This is a genomic window from Mammaliicoccus sp. H-M34 (assembly GCF_022386495.1).
In the GTDB taxonomy this organism is placed as follows: Bacteria; Bacillota; Bacilli; order Staphylococcales; family Staphylococcaceae; genus Mammaliicoccus; species Mammaliicoccus fleurettii.
This window is the reverse complement of sequence record NZ_JAJNIK010000004.1, coordinates 1-17,286: the sequence shown is the minus strand read 5'-3', so window position 1 is coordinate 17,286 and position 17,286 is coordinate 1. Positions and strand designations below refer to the sequence as shown.

Here is a 17,286-nt window from a genome sequence, read left to right as displayed (position 1 = left end):
TTAATTATTAAATTGCTCAACCGCTTCTTTAATTTCTATGTCCCCTGATACAACTTGAAATTCTTGTCCAATTTTACCATCATTATTTAATACTTCTTGTATCACATTAGCAACGTCTTGGCGTGGTACTTTTCCGCGTTCAACTTCTTCTGCTATTTCTACTTTACCTAATCCATCATCGTTAGTTAATAATCCTGGATGCACAATTGTATATGGTAAACCAGAATCTCTTAAATGAACATCAGCATAATGTTTAGCAATTGTATAAGGTTTCAAGTCACCTTCAAATGCTGATCTTCTAGTATCAAATGAAGAAACGAGTACGAAATGTTTTGTACCTGCTTTCTTACTTGCTTCTATTGATTTAACAGCACCATCTAAATCAATGATAATCGTTTGATCTGCTCCAGTGTGACCACCAGATCCAGCAGTAAACACAACTTTATCTGCGTCTTTTATTTTTTCAGAAATGTCATTAATATCATCATATTCTAAATCAAGTGACACTGTTTTGGCACCTAATTCTTCAAAGAAAGCTGCTTGGCTATTTTTTCTAATGCCTGCTGTTACTTCATTTCCTTGATCGATTAAGCTTTTTACTAAATGTCTTCCAATTTGTCCATTAGCACCTATTACGAATATATTCATTTAAAACACTCCTTTAAATTTTTTCATGTATAAATTGATAATTGTGCAATCTATCTGAGGTAATTAACCTTTCTGTAACTTCATATGGTTTTTCATAATTCATGTCTGATACAACAATAGAACCGTCACTTTTCACTTCATTAACGATCGCAACATGTCCTAATTCACCATAATCAGTTTGTAATATAGAACCTTCTCTTGGTTGACCATCGACTTTATAACCTTCATCTTTAGCACGATCATCCCACTGTTTTGCATCACCCCAAGATGATCCAATTCTTTTATCAATATTTAATCTTTCTTCATAAACATAAAATGTACACTGACCTTCTTGATAAAAATTTCCTAACGAGCGGTCATCTGTTTTATCATTTTTCTTAATTTGTTCTGTCCGTATAGCTATTTCTTTTTCCTTTATTTGCTTTTTGATATCTTCAGTGTAATCACTTATAAAATCAAATCCACCTTGGCTTCTAAAAAGAAATGCCATTGCAATAATAGCAGTCCATGTAGCAATGAACACAATAAATCGGAATAACTTTTTCATAGTCCACTCCTAAAAATCTTATACTTTAAATATATGAGTAATTTAATACGATATCAAACAAAGTGCTTATTACCTTCTTTTAAAAGTTTGTAATTATTATAATGTTTTTGACAATTAAATGACATTTGCAATGTTATTTATGTTACCCTAATTATACAAATAAACAATGAGGTGAATCTTATGTTCAAATTCCAATTGGACTATTATAGAAATGGACAAGGCTTACATATCAAAACAATTTTATTAACAATCCTTTCCTCAATTATTATGGTTCTATTAATGTTAATTCCGGGTATAGCATTTATAATTGGAGGATTTTCTTTAGCGGCATCACAAGACTTTTCAGGTGAACCATCAGGCGGTGGCATAGCAACATTTCTAATCTCAATGGTCATAGGGTTTATATTATTTATTCTGATGTATATTTTTATATTAATCCCTATAGCTTATGGAATTCTAAAATTCTATAAAGATACAGATTTAGGCATTAGTCCACGCTTTAGTGATTTATTTATGTTCTTAAAAAAAGGAAACTATGTTAAAACATTAAAGCTAACTTTAATTATTGGTTTAATTAGTGTAGCAATGTATTTCATTGTTTACATAGTTGTCATTATTGTAGAAGTGATATTCTTCGCAATATTTGGTACTTCAATGGCGTTAATGCAACCAAGTTCGGCTAGTGAAGGTATTGGTGCAATGTCTATATCATTCATCGTAATCATGTTATTTATGATATTGGTATTATTCGCCTTATTTATACCTTTATATTATTTTGTTATCTTTATAGTTAACACAGTACTTGTCCATATTGATCAAAGATCATTACCAACAATAACTAAATTCTCAATCGGTTGGAACATAACAAGTAAGGGACCTCATAGTGCTTGGAAGTTATTATTCAGTAATTTAATTTATATTGTAGCAGCGTATATTATCATAGCGATCATTGGAGTTATAGCAGCAGTTATTATTTCATTGATGCCAAGTGTGATACAAATATTATTCGCAATTATAGGTTATATACTATTCTACCTATTTATGTTTGCAGTATTCTACTTCTTATATGGTAGCCTTATGAACTTCTATCATAAAAATAAAAATGCACTTTATCCAAAAAATAACTAAAGTTAAATTTTAAGAGCTCAATTAATTTTGAGCTCTTTTTTTATTTATCTTTATGAACGCTTCCCCTGTTTTTTATCTCATTCCATTTTTCTTACATCAAATTTTTAACGCCATATATCGATTGAAATTCAAAGTCTGGCTCTACTTCTATATATTCAAACTCACTAAAATTACGATTTATCCATGCAGTTTTAAATCCAAACTTTTGTGCTCCGACAATGTCCCACTTATTAGACGATACGAACAGAACTTCTTGTTTCTCATATGGAATCCTTTCTTCTAATAATACATATCCATTAGAATTGGGTTTATACATACCAAATTCTTCAAGCGCTAAAATATGTTTAAAGCTACTATCTATATTTGAATGTTTCAATACTTTTTGAATCATTTCCTGATTGCCATTACTAAATATAACTTTATCGATATGTGATATATCATTTAATGATTGAGTTACTTCAGGGAATACTTGCAAGCGATAATACTCTTCCACACACTCATTTACGTCACTTAATGAATAGTCAAAATCATTTCTATCAAGTACATATTCGAGTGAATCTTTTATAACTTTACTAAATGGTTTATATTGATCTACTAGTTGTCTAACATGAGTATATTCTATAAGTTTATGACGCCAAGCTTTAGCTATTTTTTCTCCGTTTCCAGGAAATAATTTCTCACACTTTTCTTGGACACTATTTATATCGAATAAAGTTCCATATATATCGAAAACGACCGTTTTAATCATAATAATCACTCCTTATAAATCCTTTCATTTTATTATATCCAAACGAATATAAAACAATCCCGCAAAATATATTGCTAACAATATATTTTGCGGGATTGACGATCTATAAAGTCACTATAAATAAAAATCAGACTGGATAAATTAATTATCCCAGCCTGAATATCATTTTGTTATTTAAATAATTTAGTTTATTAAAAATTTCTTACTTAAGTAGTCAGCTACACCATTTTCTTCGTTTGTTCTTCTTGTTACTTCTTTACCCAATTCTTTTATATGATCTGGTGCATTTTTCATAACTATTGGGTAATCAACGTGTTCTAGCATTTGTTTATCATTGTCACTATCACCAATTGCATATGTCTTAACATCTTTATCTAGTTCTAAATATTTTAACGCAGCTTCTATTGCTGTCGCTTTGTTTACACCCATAGGCATCGTTTCAAGATTACATGGTGTAGAATGAGAAATAGAAATATTAAGTTCTTCCTTCATTGGTAGAATAAGTTCTTCCCATTTTTTAATTTCTGTTTTATGCTTTTTGAAAAAATAAAACTTTGAATATGCATCTTCTGGTATTTCATCGACCCATTTTATTTTTTCACTTAATGCTTCTTGTCGAGATTTCCATTCATTAGCTTCTACATCTCCTACTTGTTCAGTTGATATTTCTGACAGTAGCAATGTTTTATCGCGGTTTAATGCAATTCTATTTTTATAGTAAGGGAATAATTCATAATATATTTGATGCTTTTCTGCTAAATCAATAAGTTTATGTACTGTTTCCATCGGTAGTTGATTTTTAAATATTTCTTTGCCATTAATATAACCTACTGCACCATTGGATGATAATATACCATCAACTTCAAAATTCTCAGGAACCAAATATGAAATCTCATCATAAGCTCGTCCAGTAGCTATAAATACTTTAATGCCTTTTTGTCGAACTTCTTGAATAATCTCATTAGTATAATCAGTTACTCTATTTTCTTCATTTAAAATTGTGCCATCCATATCTAAAAAAACTACTTGCGTTGTCATGTTGATGCCTCCATATAATTTATCAATATCTATTATTTCATGCTCATATAATAAAGGCAATATTTTAGATTTATATTACTTTTTAGATAATATTGGTCTATTGTTCTTAAACGAAACATCAACATTTATGTTAAATAAGTTACTCATATTTTTTTCATTAACAACGTCATTAATATTTCCTGATCGAAATACCTTACCATCTTTTAATAATAAAATCTTCTTAAATACAGGCAACACTTCTTCTAGATGATGTGTAACATATATCATTGTTGGACCACTTTTATCTTGACCAATATTCTCAATTCTTTCCAATAAATCTTCTCTTGCAACAAAATCTAAGCCATTTGTTGGTTCATCAAGTATTAGAAGTCTCGGTTCTGACATTAAAGCTCTACCAATTAATACACGCGTTTGTTCACCTTGTGATAAATTTTCAAATCTTCGGTTAATATAATCTTTGGTAATACCTAATGCTTCGCAAATTTCATTTGCTTTATCTTTAATTTGTTTACTTGGTTCTTCATATACACCTATTGACGCATAAGCACCACTAATAACAGTCGTAAAAGCATTGTCTTCTTCTCTCATTTTCTTAAATAAAGATTGAGAAACATAACCAATTTGCTTTCTAATACCATCAGCTGAATATCCAAGTTTACCTTGTTTCATATCTAATATTTCAAATTCACCTGAAGAAGGCGCTGTATACGCATTAATAATATCAAGTATTGTGGATTTTCCTGCTCCATTTAATCCGTACAATACCCAATGCTCTCCATCAACTATTTCCCAAGAAATATCTTTTAGTATGTATTTACCTTCACGTATCCAGTTAATATGTTTCAAATCAAGAAGCATATTTACATCTCCTTTAATTTACTGTTTTCATAATATTCACTAATTGTACATGAAAGTTTAAGTATATTAAAGATGATTGGATCAGAAGGTAATTTATAATTTATTGTATTTCAGGATTTATTTCGAATCGTAAACCATCTGGTGAAGTTAGAATCTTGCTTTTAGCGTTTGGCATTTGTACCACTATATTTGCTAAACCATAACTATTGTCTGATTCTTCTCTTTTTTGATTTGATTGCCAAGTATTAATCGCAATATGATGGTGATAATTTTTAGTAGACATAAACAAAGCATTTGGAAAATTATCTACTACTGCTTTTAAACCTAAAGTATTTAAATAAAATTCTTTAGATACTTCAATATCATTTGTTTTTAAATGTAAATGTCCAATTTTTGCATCAGCAGGCATTCCATTCCAACCTTCATTTGAAGCTTGTTCAACTAGCGCTTCTGCATTCACCTCATGTGTATCCATTGCAACATTGCCATCGTTCCATTCCCAGTTACGTGCATCACGATCACGATATATTTCTATACCATTTCCATCTGGATCATTTAAATATAGTGCTTCAGACACTATATGGTCACCAGCACCTAACTGAACATTTAATCTTGAAGCGTGAATTAAGAAATCTGCTAAATCTGCTGTTGTAGGTAGTAATATTGCAATATGAAATAAACCCGCTTCTCTTATACTAGGTTTTCTTCCATCTTTTAATAATTTCAAAGTAATCGTATGTCCTGAATCACCTATTTCAAATACTGTTTCTGTTTCAGTCTTAGTTCTTATTGTTAATCCAATTATATTGTCATAAAATACTGTCATTTTCTCTAAATCTGTAACATTTAATGTGATACCTTTAACTAATGTTGCATCTTTACCATGAAACATATATAACACCTCTTCTATTTTCTTTATCTATAACATTAGTATACTTTATATACTATAAAAAGTATACTAATATGTTTTAAAAAATGCCCATAAACGTCATACTCATAAGTAAGTCCGTCTATGGACAGTTCTTTTATATTTCTAATTCAAGTCTCACCATGTCTTTACATTGTATGCCATTCTCAAAAATAGGATCTTTATAATATTTAATGAAGTAATCAATATCTATAGATTTCATTCTAAATCCAGCTTGTTGATATAGTTTTAATTGACCAATACCAGAGTTTCCGGTACCTACAGTTATAGTATGACAATCTAATTCTTTACCGACTGTTATAATATGTTCAATTAATTGACGACCAATCCCTTTGTTTTGAAATTGAGGATCAACAGCTAAATTAACTAATTCCAAAGTATTTGGTCTCGTTAACAATCCCACTACAATACCGATTGTTTGACCTTGTTCCTCATAAATGTAAACTTTACCTCTTAAAGTATAATCATTAATCGCTTGTTGATTGTCATCAGCTAAAGATAGCAATTCATAATGTCTTTCCGTTAAAAACTTACATAATGATATCATTACTTCACCTACAACATTTCAATTTATTAAGCTTTCTTACGTTTAACAAACCAGATAATAAATACAATGATTCCAATAGCAATAATCGCATACATAAAGTTTGAATAAACATCCATATAGTTAACTATTTGATGCCAATTATCTCCAACTTTAGCACCAACTATAACTAATACTAAATTCCAAATAAGTGTACCTAAAGTCGTTAATAATAAGAACAACCATTGATTCATACCACTCATACCAGCAGGGATAGAAATCAAACTTCTAATAAGTGGAATAAATCTGCAGAAGAACACCGTCCATGGACCGTACTTATCGAACCATGCATCAGCTTTTCTTACATCTTCTTTCGTTAATCTTAAATACTTGCCCCACTTCTCAATAATTCTTTCGAGTCTATCAACGTTAAGTATACGACCAATCCAATATAAAATAACAGCTCCAACAACTGATCCTATAGTAGAGGCAATAACCACACCTACTATTGTTAATTCTGATTTAGTTGTCATAAATCCTCCAAACGTCAAAATTACTTCTGACGGAATAGGAGGAAAAACATTTTCTAATAATATTAATAAGGCTATACCCAAATAACCAAATTGCTCCATGATACTTGTAATCCAACTCTCCATTAATTTGCTCCTTTAAGTTATCATCTTTATATAAATACCTTTTCAAGCTATAACATAAACCTTCAAAAATAATACTTAACTTAATTATATAATAAAACAATCATAATAAGAGTCAGACTTAAGAATGAATATTTTTCAGTTTTATTTTGGATCCAATTTTATTATAATTTAACTTTTTTTAATCTTAGCGCGTTCGACACAACACTTACAGAACTTAATGCCATTGCTGCGCCAGCAACCCATGGAGCTAAGAGACCTAATGCAGCTATCGGTATGCCAGCTGTATTGTAACCAAATGCCCAAAATAAATTTTGTTTAATATTCTTAATTGTAGCATGGCTAATTTTAATCGCTTTTGGAATGAGTAATAATTCTCCACCTAAAATCGTTACATCAGCTGCTTCTATTGCAACTTCAGTTCCTGTACCTATTGCAATACCTATATCTGCTATAGCTAGTGCTGGTGCATCATTAACACCATCTCCTACCATCGCTACTTTGTTACCTGTATTTTGAATGGCTTTTATTTTGTCTGCTTTTTCTTCTGGTAATACTTCAGATATAACATTATGAATACCTACTTGTTTCGCTATTGCTTGAGCTGTTCTCTCATTATCACCAGTTAGCATTATAACCTCTAGACCTTCATCATGTAACATTTTAATAGCTTCAGGTGCATTCTCTTTAATTGTGTCAGCTACAGCAACTATACCTTTAAAAACGCCACCTACTGCTACTAGCATAGCTGTCTTACCTTCAGTTTCTAATTTAGATAAATCTTCATCAAATATATTTGTGTCAATGCCGTTTTGTGACATCAATTTTCTATTACCTACTAATACATTCTCACTATTTATTAATGCCCGTATACCGTATCCAGGGATTGCATCAAAATCATCTACATCTGCTAGTGTTATATCTTGCTCAGTTGCATACGCCACTATGGCTTCAGCTAATGGATGCTCTGATCCTTTTTCAGCACTAGCTAATAATTTCAATGTCTCAATATCTCCTGTAAAATCTGTTACTTCTGGTTTACCTTTTGTAATTGTTCCAGTCTTATCCAATACGATTGCATTTAATTGGTGTGTGCGTTCTAAATGTTCTCCACCTTTAAATAGTATGCCGCTTTCTGCAGCTTTTCCTGTTCCTACCATTATGGACGTTGGTGTTGCTAATCCTAAAGCACAAGGACAAGCAATAACAAGAACAGCAATTGCCGCAACGAGTGCATTTTCAAATTGACCAGCATCAACTAAAGTAATCCAAATTAAAAAAGTTAAAATAGCTATACCTACAACTATTGGAACAAAGTAACCTGAAATAACATCTGCTAACCTTTGAATAGGTGCTTTAGAACCTTGAGCTTCTTCGACAACTTTAACGATAGATGCCAACGCAGTATCTTTTCCTACTTTTGTTGCTTTCATATTAATTAACCCATTTTTATTAATTGTAGAACCTATAACTTCTTCGTTTATTGACTTTTCAACTGGTATTGATTCGCCAGTTATCATAGATTCATCAATAGCCGTTCTCCCTTTTTGAATAATACCGTCTACAGGTATCTTTTCGCCTGGTTTAATACTTAAAATATCACCAACAGCTACATTCTCTATTGGAATCATGATTTCCTCATTATTTCGTATTACTCTTGCTTCTTTAGCTTGCAAACTTAATAGTGAAGATAATGCATTTATCGTTTGGCTTTTAGCACGTTTTTCTAAATATTTTCCAAATAATATTAAAGTGATTAATACCGCACTTGTTTCAAAATATAAATGAGGCATATAATCTGGTCTACCAATTGTTTTTATCGCTTCATATAAGCTATAAAAATATGCTGCACTTGTCCCTAATGCAACAAGCACATCCATGTTTGCACCACCATTTTTTAAGTTTTTATATGCTCCAACGTAAAATTGCCAACCAATTATAAATTGAACAGGTGATGCTAATACAAATTGGAACCATGGATTCATTAAAATTTGTGGCACTGGAAGATTAAATAAATGAACAAACATCGTTAATATAAGCGGTAATGACAAAATAGCTGAAACAATAAGTTTTATTTTCATTTGTTTAACTTCATTTTCTTTATATGTCTTTTTGTCTTTTGAATCATTTTTAGACTCTGCATCATAGCCAATATTTTTAATTTTATCAATAATTGACTTTTCATCGATTAACTCTGGATTATATTCTACACTCGCTTGTTCAGTTGTTAAGTTTACAGTTGCAGTTTCAATCCCTTGTTGACGATTTAAAACTTTTTCAATACGGCTTGAACATGCAGCACATGTCATACCATAAACATCTAAATCTAATTTTTCAGTCAAAACACCATAGCCTAAATTTTCTATTTTTTTCGTTACATCAGATAATTGAGTTGAATCATCTTTAAACTTAATAGAAGCCTTTTCAGTAGATAAATTCACTTGTGCTTCTACGCCATCCATTCTGTTTAAGACTTTCTCAATTCTACTTGAACATGCAGCACATGTCATACCTGTTACGCCAATAGTAACTTGTTTGTCTTCATTCATTTAGTTGACCTCCTTACTTAGAAAATTGCTTAAGTACACTCATCAATTCATCAATTGTTTCTTCGCCTTCTCCGTTTTGAATAGCATCTGTAACACAATGTTTAATATGACGTTCAGTAACAGCAAATCCTACATTTTTTAATGCAGATTGAATGGCACTAATTTGTACAAGAATATCAACACAATATCTATCTTCTTCAACCATATTTTGAATTCCTCTAACTTGACCTTCAATACGCTTAAGTCTATTTATAACTTTATCTTTCTCTTCTTTAGTTCTTGGTGTTACTGTATGTTCATGTAAAAACTCACTCATAACTTCACGTCCTCTCTTTAAATACAACTATACCCCCCTAGCGTATATTTTTCAATGTGAATGCTCAATTTAAGCATAAAAATGAAAAAAAGCTGGGACAAATTAATTGTCCCAGCCTTTGATTTTCTATATTAATTATTCAACTGTAACTGATTTAGCTAAGTTACGTGGTTTGTCTACGTCACAGCCTCTGTGTAATGCTGCGTAGTAAGAAATAAGTTGTAATGTAACAACTGAAACAAGTGGAGATAACATTTCATGTACGTGTGGAATAACATACGTATCATGATCATGTTCTAAACCTTCCATTGAAATGATACATGGATTAGCACCACGTGCTACAACTTCTTTAACATTACCTCTAATTGATAAGTTAACTTTTTCTTGAGTAGCTAAAGCAACAATTGGTGTACCTTCTTCAATTAATGCGATTGTACCGTGTTTTAATTCTCCACCAGCAAATCCTTCAGCTTGTATATAAGAGATTTCTTTAAGTTTTAATGCGCCTTCAAGACCTACGTAGTAATCCATTGTACGGCCAATGAAGAATGCGTTACGTGTTGTTTCTAAGAAATCTTTAGCAATTTGTTCCATTTTTGGAGCGTCATCAACTATTGCTGTAATTGCAGTAGTCACTTTTGCTAATTCAGGGATAATATCTACACCTGTATTTTTGTTATGTGCATTAGCTACTACTTGAGAAAGTATTGCTAATACTGCTATTTGAGCTGTATATGCTTTTGTAGACGCAACAGCGATTTCTGGACCAGCATGTAAGATTAATGTATGATCCGCTTCACGTGATAGTGTAGAGCCTGGAACGTTTGTAATTGTTAAAGCTTTATGTCCTAAACGTTTAGCTTCTACTAATACTGCACGGCTATCTGCTGTTTCACCTGATTGTGAGATAAAGATGAATAATGGTTTTTTAGACAATATAGGCATGTTATAAACAAACTCTGAAGCAACATGTACTTCAGTTGGTACTTCAGCCCATTTTTCAATAAATTCTTTACCAACTAAACCGGCATGGTAACTCGTACCACAAGCAACGATATAAATTCTGTCAGCTTGAGCTACATCATCTATAATTGCTTTATCAATTTTAAGATTGCCTTCTTCGTCTTGATAATTTTGAATGATATTACGCATTACACCAGGTTGTTCATGAATTTCTTTTAACATGTAATGATCATAAGTACCTTTTTCAACGTCTGAAGCATCAATTTCAGCTTTATAGCTATCTCTTTCAATCACTTTACCATCTTGATCTTTAATAATTACTTCATCGCGTTTAACGATTACGATTTCATTATCAACTAATTCTTTATAAGTATCCGTAACAGCTAACATTGCAATTGCATCTGAAGCGATAACATTAAAGTCTTCTCCGATACCTACTAATAAAGGTGATTTGTTTTTAGCTACATAAATTGTATCTGCATCTTGTTCATCTAATAAACCAAGTGCATAAGAACCATGTAATAATGATAATACTTTATTGAAAGCTTCTTCAGTAGTTAATCCTTCATTTGAGAAGTACTCGATTAATTCGACAATTACTTCAGTATCAGTATCTGATTTGAAAGTAATGCCTTCTAAATATTCACTCTTAAGTTGTTCATAATTTTCAATTACACCATTGTGTACTAATGTAAAACGACCTGATGTTGATTGATGTGGATGAGCATTTTCATAGTTTGGTACACCATGTGTTGCCCAACGAGTATGACCAATACCAATATTTCCATCAAAATCATCTGAAGCTGCTTTACGTAACTCAGCAATTCTCCCTTTTGCTTTAAATACTTTAATCTCTTCTTCGTTTCTAACAGCAATACCAGCTGAATCATAACCTCTATATTCTAATTTTTCTAATCCTTTAAGTAATAATTCTTTAGCATTTGCTGTACCTATATATCCTACTATTCCACACATAAACAAAATTCCTCCAATTTTAAATAAGCGGTTAGACACCAAAAAAAATTGTCCAGTCGCTTTCAATACATTCTTTAATTTATGGCTATTCCAATGGCTTTGGACATACAGTCACCTATATGCTTTAAACATTGAACTTTCGAATGGGCCACATCCGGGATAGCATCCGCCGATAATTCGATAACTATCCTCCTCGTCAACAAAGGCAACTACATTCATTCAACATGTATCTGTTTATACACGCATCATTAATCATGTATGACCATTGTTCAGGCGCTATAAGTTTCCTTATTTTAGTATACCTCACATTCCTCCTTAAGTAAGCTTCTTTCATTCTACAATGAAACTGTGTGTTGTGCAATTATAATACTATATTTCATACAAATATATTACTTTTGCTAAATATATTAATTATAAAAAAATGAGGCAAAGACAAATTAATTGTCTCTACCTCAATTCATACTATTCAATACCCATTTCTTCTTTTACAACATCTGCAATACTGTTTACGTATCTTTCAGCATCTTCTTCTGTTTTAGCTTCAACCATAACTCTAACTAATGGTTCTGTTCCTGAAGGTCTTACTAATATACGTCCTTCACCATTCATTTCAACTTCAACTTTAGTCATAATTTCTGACACTTTTGTATTTTCTTCCACTCCAAATTTGTCTGAAACTCTAACATTTACTAATCTTTGTGGATATTTTTTCATTTTGCTTGTTAAATCACTTAAACTTTTGCCTGATCTTTTTATAATACTTGCTAAGTGTGCACCAGTTAATAAACCGTCACCAGTTGTATTATAATCCATAAGAACAATATGTCCCGACTGTTCTCCACCAAGGCTATAAGACCCACGTCTCATTTCTTCAACGACATATCTATCGCCAACTTTTGTTTTGTTTGATTTAATGCCTTCTTCTTCTAACGCTTTATAAAAGCCTAAATTACTCATAACAGTTGAAACAACCATATTATCTTTTAACTCACCATTTTTAGCCATATCTTGTGCTAAAACAAACATAATTTGGTCGCCATCAACGATTTGTCCTTTTTCGTCTACAGCAATTATTCTGTCGCCATCACCATCAAAAGCTAATCCTAAATCAGCTTCATGTTCTAATACCGATTTAGCTAATTCTTCTGGATGTGTAGAACCAACATTTAAATTAATATTGTATCCATCAGGTTTACAACCAATTGTTTCACTTGTCGCTTCTAAGTCACCAAATAAGTATGGTGCTAGTGAATAAGTGGCACCGTGTGCGCCATCCAACACAATTTTCAATCCGTCTAAATCACCATCAACCGTAGATTTAATATAGCTAATATATTTTTGAGCACCTTCAAAGTAATCAGAAATAGGATTCAATTGATTACCAGTTGGTCTTGGTAAATTATCTTCTGAAGAGTCTATTAATTTTTCAATTTCTAATTCTTCATCATCCGTTAATTTAAAGCCATCTGGACCAAAGAATTTAATACCGTTGTCAGCTACAGGGTTATGAGATGCACTAATCATTACCCCAAGATCAGCATCCATTTCTCTCGTTAAATATGCAACACCTGGAGTTGATATTACTCCTAATCTCATTACTTCTGCACCAATTGACGAAAGACCTGCTATTAAAGCAGATTCTAACATTTCCCCTGAAACACGTGTGTCTCTACCAACTAAAACTTTTGGATTCTCACTATTATGCTTCTTTGATAATACATAACCACCAAATCTACCTAATTTGAATGCAATTTCCGGTGTTAACTCAGAATTTGCTACACCTCTTACACCATCAGTACCAAAATATTTGCCCATTATAATTCTCCTTTATTTCCATTAGTTTTTAGAAGTTGTAATTTTTGCTTCAACATCTTTATATTCAGCGTCATCCACACCATCTGGCAAGTTTAAATCAACTTTTTTAGTTGTATTCCCGTCAACGTTAGAAACGTCTACAGGTACATCTATTGATTCAATACCATCTAGTACATTACGCGAACCATATATTTTAACTTCAGATTTATCTAAATTAATTCCATCAATACTAACACCTTTTGATGAAGTACCCTTTGTAATAGGATTTAAACTTACTGTTTTACTAGATCTAGCTACTTTAATATTAACATTTACGGTATCTGGTCTAATTTGCACATCCAATTTATTTAAATTGCTATCAAGTACACTTATACCAGCTTTTTCAGTCGTATCGTCTGTTAATTGTTTATTTTCATCTAATGTTGCCTTAACATATGAAATCTTATTCAGTTCTTCCTGCCCACCTGTAATAGTGACTTGTGAAGGATTTACTGTCTCTCCAACTAATTCGTATCCTGAAGCAATTCTATTTTGATTTATTTCTGCTTCAATTGGATATTTTTTAGACACTTTATCTTGTAGTGAAACATTAGCACTTTTTGGAATCACAGTTGCTTTCAATTCATCACTTAAACCTTTAATCTTAAATTCTTCTTTATACTGACCAACTGATTTGTTTTTTAAATCTAACTCTACTTTAAAATTCAATAATTTCTCAGCTTGTAATATTGTAGACTGCGGTCCTGAAACTTTAACGTCTACTGTTTTAGGTGCACCTGACAAATATAATTCTTTCGTATCATACAACGTATCGACAGGTACATCTTCTATTGTATGATCAGAACTTTTTAAAGCATTTTCTGAAAACAAACTGCCAAACACATTATTAACAGATAAAAACATGAGTAATGCTAGCACTAAAGCTACAAAACGTAATCCCCATTTAGATTCTAGCATCTACTTCACATCCTTTCTGTTTTGAACAGAACCAAACCAATGCTCAACTAGTAACTCTCTAAATGCTTCGCTTGATATTTCTTTTCTAAGTTTGCCATTAATTGTTACAGAAATCGAACCCGTTTCTTCAGATACAACAACTGTAAACGCATCTGATACTTCTGAAATACCTACAGCTGCTCTATGTCTAGTTCCTAGACTTTTAGAGATTTTTTGACTATCTGATAAAGGTAAATAACTCGCTGCTGTAGCAATTTTTTGCTCTTGAATAATCATTGCACCATCGTGTAATGGTGTATTAGGAATGAATATATTAGTCAGTAACTCTTGAGAAATATCAGCATTTATTGGTATACCCGTTTCTATGTAATCTTGCAATCCTGTTTCTTTCTCGAACACAATTAATGCTCCAATTCTTCTTTTTGCCATATATTGTACTGCTTTATCGACACTATCAGTTAATCTTTCTTGTTCTGCTGATGTCGCTACATTAACTCGTTTAAATAAACTTCCGCGCCCTAACTGTTCCAAAGCTCTTCTGAACTCAGGTTGGAATATTACAATAATAGCTAAAAAACCCCATTGTAATACAAAATCAAACAGGAGCGTAGTAGTTGTTAAATTTAAAAAATTACTTATTGTTCTACCTATTATGATGAAAAATATACCTTTTAATAATTGTATCGCTTTTGTACCTTTAACTACAGTTATGATCAAGTACAATACATACCATACAATAATCAAATCAAGTATACCTGTAATAACCTTTAAGGCACTCAATTCACCAAAAATATCAGGTAACTGCATAGTATCTCCTCCGTCTTTCATTTACCTAGTGCTTATTATAACAATTTTTTCGGTATATTGTTAATTTAATTATATATAAAACAAAAAAGCCTCTTTAAAAGAGACTTCTTAATTTAAATACATCTGTATATCGTTGTCAATTATAATAACTTTTCACCAAAAAAGGATCCCATTAAACCTATCGCTTGATGTGCAGTCTTATTATATTCATCAATTAAAGGATTAACTTCTACTAAATCAGCAGAAACAATCAAGTTTGATTCATTTAACATTTCCATTGCTAAATGGCTTTCTCTGTATGTTGCCCCTCCTGGTACAGTCGTTCCAGTACCTGGCGTTTCAACTGGGTCTAACGCATCAACATCAAGTGAAAGATGAATACCATCCGTTTTAGCTTTTAAATAATCAATAGTTTCAGAAATCACTTTACTCATTCCAAGTCTATCGATATCTGCCATAGTATATGTAAGTATACCTTGTTCTTTTATATATTTCTTTTCTCCATCATCTAAATCCCTCATACCTATTAATACAACATTTTCAGGTTTAACTTTATTTTTATACCCACCAATATTAGTGAGATTTTCATTTCCATCTCCTAATAAAGCTCTTAAAGGCATTCCATGAATATTTCCACTTGGAGAAGATTCTATTGTATTTAAATCACCATGTGCATCATACCAAATGACCCCTAAATTCTCATAGTGTTTACTTATACCTGCAATAGAACCTATAGATAATGAATGATCTCCACCTAAAATTAATGGGAAGTTACCATTATTCTTCGTTTCATTTACAGCTTCATATAAATTATTTGAAAATGAAATAACTTCATCTAAATTTCTTAATCCATTTTGTTCACTTTTATATTTTTTCATATCTATTACTGGAGATTCCACATTCCCTTTGTCTATTACTTCATGACCTATATTCTCAATTCTTTCAATTAAACCAGCATATCTTAAAGCATCTGGTCCAAAATTAACCCCTAATTTACGTTGACCAAAAGCCGTTGGAGCACCGATTATTTCAATGCGCTTATTCATAATTTAAAATCCCCCTTATTTAGCATTACTATTATATTCTATTATATGTAAGCACTTACATCAAGCTATACAAGGGTTCTTGGATAATATTAATATATCCCAAATATTTATACACTCATGCATAAACATCGTGCATAATTTATTTATATAAATATACAAAAAAAGAGACGTTAGCTTAAACTAACGTCTCTTACTTATGAGCCATAGAGGATTCGAACCTCTGACCCTCTGATTAAAAGTCAGATGCTCTACCAACTGAGCTAATGGCTCTAAAATGGCTGGGCTAGCTGGATTCGAACCAGCGGGTGACGGAGTCAAAGTCCGTTGCCTTACCGCTTGGCTATAGCCCAATCATGGTGGAGGGGGGCAGATTCGAACTGCCGAACCCGAAGGAGCGGATTTACAGTCCGCCGCGTTTAGCCACTTCGCTACCCCTCCAGCTTATTTTTTTAAATGGTGGAGAATGACGGGTTCGAACCGCCGACCCTCTGCTTGTAAGGCAGATGCTCTCCCAGCTGAGCTAATTCTCCATAAATAAAATGACCCCTACGGGATTCGAACCCGTGTTACCGCCGTGAAAGGGCGGTGTCTTAACCGCTTGACCAAGGGGCCATGGCTCCACAGGTAGGACTCGAACCTACGACCGATCGGTTAACAGCCGATAGCTCTACCACTGAGCTACTGTGGAAAAATAAATATTTGCCCGGCAACGTCCTACTCTCGCGGAACGTAAGCCCAACTACCATCGGCGCTAAAGAGCTTAACTTCTGTGTTCGGCATGGGAACA

The 17,286-nt window shown here is 32.2% G+C and carries 16 protein-coding genes, 6 tRNA genes and 1 rRNA gene; 1 reads left to right on the top strand and 22 read right to left on the bottom strand.

All coding sequences use genetic code 11. The features are described 5' to 3' along the window. Positions 1 to 648, bottom strand: a complete 648-nt coding sequence (locus LQ608_RS06370; RefSeq protein ID WP_239750820.1) for an SDR family oxidoreductase — start codon at positions 646 to 648, stop codon at positions 1 to 3. Positions 649 to 661: 13 nt separating this feature from the next. Further along, on the bottom strand, positions 662 to 1,195 hold the full coding sequence (locus LQ608_RS06365) for a CHAP domain-containing protein (protein ID WP_078358441.1): 534 nt from the start codon (positions 1,193 to 1,195) through the stop codon (positions 662 to 664). A 180-nt stretch (positions 1,196 to 1,375) separates the two neighbouring features. On the opposite strand from LQ608_RS06365, the gene LQ608_RS06360 reads away from it, so the two are divergent. Next, a complete protein-coding gene (locus LQ608_RS06360) occupies positions 1,376 to 2,323 on the top strand; it encodes a hypothetical protein (RefSeq protein WP_239750818.1) in 948 nt (315 codons plus the stop codon). Positions 2,324 to 2,414: 91 nt separating this feature from the next. Here the strand turns inward: LQ608_RS06360 and LQ608_RS06355 are convergent, their stop codons facing one another. The 20 genes from LQ608_RS06355 to rrf form a co-directional block, all read right to left on the bottom strand. After that, positions 2,415 to 3,071 (bottom strand): haloacid dehalogenase type II, encoded by a 657-nt coding sequence (locus tag LQ608_RS06355; protein ID WP_239750816.1) that lies wholly within the window; start codon positions 3,069 to 3,071, stop codon positions 2,415 to 2,417. Between the two features lie 183 nt (positions 3,072 to 3,254). After that, positions 3,255 to 4,109 (bottom strand): HAD family hydrolase, encoded by an 855-nt coding sequence (locus tag LQ608_RS06350; RefSeq protein WP_239750814.1) that lies wholly within the window; start codon positions 4,107 to 4,109, stop codon positions 3,255 to 3,257. A gap of 75 nt (positions 4,110 to 4,184) precedes the next feature. After that, the gene (locus tag LQ608_RS06345; RefSeq protein ID WP_239750813.1) at positions 4,185 to 4,967 is read right to left on the bottom strand and encodes an ABC transporter ATP-binding protein; all 783 of its coding nucleotides are present in this window, start codon (positions 4,965 to 4,967) and stop codon (positions 4,185 to 4,187) included. A gap of 100 nt (positions 4,968 to 5,067) precedes the next feature. Further along, complete coding sequence (locus LQ608_RS06340; protein WP_239750811.1) at positions 5,068 to 5,859, bottom strand: VOC family protein; 792 nt, start codon at positions 5,857 to 5,859, stop codon at positions 5,068 to 5,070. 133 nt (positions 5,860 to 5,992) lie between these two features. Further along, complete coding sequence (locus LQ608_RS06335) at positions 5,993 to 6,442, bottom strand: GNAT family N-acetyltransferase (RefSeq protein WP_107509161.1); 450 nt, start codon at positions 6,440 to 6,442, stop codon at positions 5,993 to 5,995. A 26-nt stretch (positions 6,443 to 6,468) separates the two neighbouring features. Further along, complete coding sequence (locus LQ608_RS06330; RefSeq protein WP_239750809.1) at positions 6,469 to 7,074, bottom strand: DedA family protein; 606 nt, start codon at positions 7,072 to 7,074, stop codon at positions 6,469 to 6,471. A 161-nt stretch (positions 7,075 to 7,235) separates the two neighbouring features. Next, on the bottom strand, positions 7,236 to 9,620 hold the full coding sequence (locus LQ608_RS06325; RefSeq protein WP_239750807.1) for a heavy metal translocating P-type ATPase: 2,385 nt from the start codon (positions 9,618 to 9,620) through the stop codon (positions 7,236 to 7,238). Between the two features lie 13 nt (positions 9,621 to 9,633). Next, positions 9,634 to 9,936 carry a metal-sensing transcriptional repressor gene (locus LQ608_RS06320; protein ID WP_078358455.1) on the bottom strand — a complete coding sequence of 101 codons (303 nt, stop codon included), beginning with the start codon at positions 9,934 to 9,936 and terminating at the stop codon, positions 9,634 to 9,636. 135 nt (positions 9,937 to 10,071) lie between these two features. Then, entirely contained in the window at positions 10,072 to 11,874 is a 1,803-nt protein-coding gene (gene glmS, locus LQ608_RS06315) for a glutamine--fructose-6-phosphate transaminase (isomerizing) (RefSeq protein WP_107509158.1), read from the bottom strand. Positions 11,875 to 12,336: 462 nt separating this feature from the next. Beyond that, positions 12,337 to 13,689, bottom strand: coding sequence for a phosphoglucosamine mutase (glmM, locus tag LQ608_RS06310; RefSeq protein ID WP_239750805.1), 1,353 nt, complete (start codon positions 13,687 to 13,689; stop codon positions 12,337 to 12,339). A gap of 21 nt (positions 13,690 to 13,710) precedes the next feature. Next, entirely contained in the window at positions 13,711 to 14,646 is a 936-nt protein-coding gene (locus LQ608_RS06305) for a CdaR family protein (RefSeq protein ID WP_078358452.1), read from the bottom strand. After that, a complete protein-coding gene (gene cdaA / locus LQ608_RS06300; RefSeq protein ID WP_078358453.1) occupies positions 14,647 to 15,453 on the bottom strand; it encodes a diadenylate cyclase CdaA in 807 nt (268 codons plus the stop codon). A gap of 140 nt (positions 15,454 to 15,593) precedes the next feature. Further along, positions 15,594 to 16,499: an arginase gene (gene rocF, locus LQ608_RS06295; protein ID WP_239750804.1), complete on the bottom strand. Its 906-nt coding sequence runs from the start codon at positions 16,497 to 16,499 to the stop codon at positions 15,594 to 15,596. A gap of 197 nt (positions 16,500 to 16,696) precedes the next feature. Beyond that, positions 16,697 to 16,769: transfer RNA gene (locus LQ608_RS06290), tRNA-Lys, on the bottom strand. A gap of 5 nt (positions 16,770 to 16,774) precedes the next feature. After that, positions 16,775 to 16,849 (bottom strand) — tRNA-Gln (locus LQ608_RS06285). Between the two features lie 4 nt (positions 16,850 to 16,853). Beyond that, positions 16,854 to 16,937: transfer RNA gene (locus tag LQ608_RS06280), tRNA-Tyr, on the bottom strand. A gap of 16 nt (positions 16,938 to 16,953) precedes the next feature. Continuing rightward, a tRNA-Val gene (locus LQ608_RS06275) sits at positions 16,954 to 17,029 on the bottom strand. Positions 17,030 to 17,039: 10 nt separating this feature from the next. Further along, a tRNA-Glu gene (locus tag LQ608_RS06270) sits at positions 17,040 to 17,111 on the bottom strand. A 1-nt stretch (position 17,112) separates the two neighbouring features. Then, positions 17,113 to 17,187: transfer RNA gene (locus LQ608_RS06265), tRNA-Asn, on the bottom strand. A gap of 13 nt (positions 17,188 to 17,200) precedes the next feature. Then, a 5S ribosomal RNA gene (rrf, locus tag LQ608_RS06260) occupies positions 17,201 to 17,286 on the bottom strand; the annotation flags it as partial.